At 31.8% G+C, this 2,020-nt stretch carries 2 protein-coding genes; both read left to right on the forward strand.

What is annotated here, in order from left to right; all coding sequences use genetic code 11:
- The first annotated feature begins 409 nt into the window (after nucleotides 1-409).
- The gene (locus tag ACEN3Z_RS11730; protein WP_171031254.1) at nucleotides 410-1,081 is read left to right on the forward strand and encodes a sensor histidine kinase; all 672 of its coding nucleotides are present in this window, start codon (nucleotides 410-412) and stop codon (nucleotides 1,079-1,081) included.
- Nucleotides 1,081-1,830 carry a LytR/AlgR family response regulator transcription factor gene (locus tag ACEN3Z_RS11735; RefSeq protein ID WP_407090963.1) on the forward strand — a complete coding sequence of 250 codons (750 nt, stop codon included), beginning with the start codon at nucleotides 1,081-1,083 and terminating at the stop codon, nucleotides 1,828-1,830. The genes ACEN3Z_RS11730 and ACEN3Z_RS11735 overlap by 1 nt, the downstream gene beginning before the upstream one ends.
- Nucleotides 1,831-2,020: the final 190 nt, after the last annotated feature.

Below are 2,020 nucleotides of genomic sequence, written 5' to 3' on the forward strand. Positions count from 1 at the left end.
CATAGGGAAGTCCTCTTTTCTGTGAATGTAGTGTGGTAACTCTATTCTACAGAAGGGGCTTCCTTTTTTCTATTTACACAAGATATTTTACACTCTCATGAGCTATGTTCAACTACCTCATTTTTGGATGACAATTATAATTACTTTAGCTTTTATTAGTATTCTGACTTTCCTTACTCGACAACTTATAAAGTGGTTCTACAGATATTATATCAATGCAAAAACATTCATTTATATTATTATTTTGTGCATTTTCTTTGTTGTTTATTATGCTCAACTGATGAATCTTTTCGAGTATTTCTTACTCAATGATTCAATGCTTACTATATTTAGAAGTGTTTATTTATTCGCGAGTGTATTATTTGTTCTAGTACTTATATTCTTTCACAATAGCAGTGAGCAAATTCGAATGATTGAACAAGAAAAAGCTCAAGAAGAAGTTAATCAACAATATAATCAGTTGATTACAAGGCAATATGATGATGTTCGTCAGTTTCGTCATGATTATCAAAATATATTGCTTAGTCTTGATGGATTCATAAAAGCTGAAGAGTGGGATCAATTACGGGATTATTTTGAACGAGTCTTAGATAAACATGACATTCAAACAGATGATACCAATCGGCAATTAGGTAAACTAATTTACTTACAAAATGCTGACTTACGAAACTTAATCTATACTAAACTATTATATGCCAAGTCACGAGGGATTGTTGTGAACATTGAAGTGTCAGAAAGTATGTTTATTGAAACAGATGAAACATTATCATTGCCACGTATGTTAGGCATTATTTTAGATAATGCCATCGAAGAAGCGGCAGAAATTCAACATGGAGAGCTATCGGTTTCATTAATCCAAGAAGAATTGGAGTCCCTAATAATTGTAGAAAACTCTTGCCGAGTAAATATTGAAAGTTTAGTTACATTAAAAGAAAACGGATATTCAACCAAAGGGGCAGAACGAGGGATTGGACTCTTTAACTTAGATAGACTAGTAGATAAGTCTATGATACTGCTTAATACTCAAATTAATGATCAGGTGTTTACTCAAGAGCTGATCATCCCAAGAGAGGTGATTTGATGCAATCTATTTATATTTGCGAAGATGACAAGAAGCAATTAGCCTATATGAGTGAAGTCATTGCTAATTACATTATGATTGAATCACTTGATATGGAACTCAGCCTGGCATCTGTGAACCCACTCATTCTTTTAGAAGCAATTAGTTCTGAAAAAGCTTCGAATGCAATCTATTTTCTTGATATTGATTTAAACCATGATATGAATGGTTTAGACTTAGCTAAAGAGATAAGAAAGGTTGATGACTTAGGTAAAATTGTATTTATAACTACACACGCAGAATTAGCTCCGGTTACTTTTCGTTATAAAGTTGAAGCGATTGATTACATAGTAAAAAAGACACCTGAAGAATTACAAAACCGAATAATAGAAATTTTGAATGTGATTGGTGAGAGACAACATTTAAATTCAGAAGTAAAAAGACAATATACATTTAAAGTAGGTAGTAAAATGCGCTCAATCGCTTTAGATAATATTATATATTTCGAAAGTTTATCTCAGCCGCATAAAGTGGCAATCATTACTACAAATGGACATTATCAGTTCTATGAAAGTTTAAAGGCAATTGAAAAATCACATGAGGAATTTATCCGTGTTCACAAATCATTTATTGCGAATATAATGATGATTGAAAGTGTTAATCAAAAAGAAAAAATCATTACTTTAAAAAATGGTTTAACTTGTGATTTATCAGTAGCAAGAGCCAAAGAAGTACGTAAGCGACTAGAAGAAATGAGTATCAGACCATAAATAAGCACCGATAAATGCAGTTCTCCTGCATTTATCGGTGCTTTATTCTTTAATTAAAAGCAGTTGTTTATGGCAATATAATAATACATAAGATTGCAGCCTAAAAGTACATAACCAGGCAACAAAAAAAGCCTTGTTAGTCATCCAGTTTACCTCTAAAGTTTAAGTTACGACGCTTAACTTGGAGGAA

Source organism: Ruoffia sp. FAM 26254, from assembly GCF_045528545.1.
GTDB lineage: Bacteria > Bacillota > Bacilli > Lactobacillales > Aerococcaceae > Ruoffia > Ruoffia halotolerans.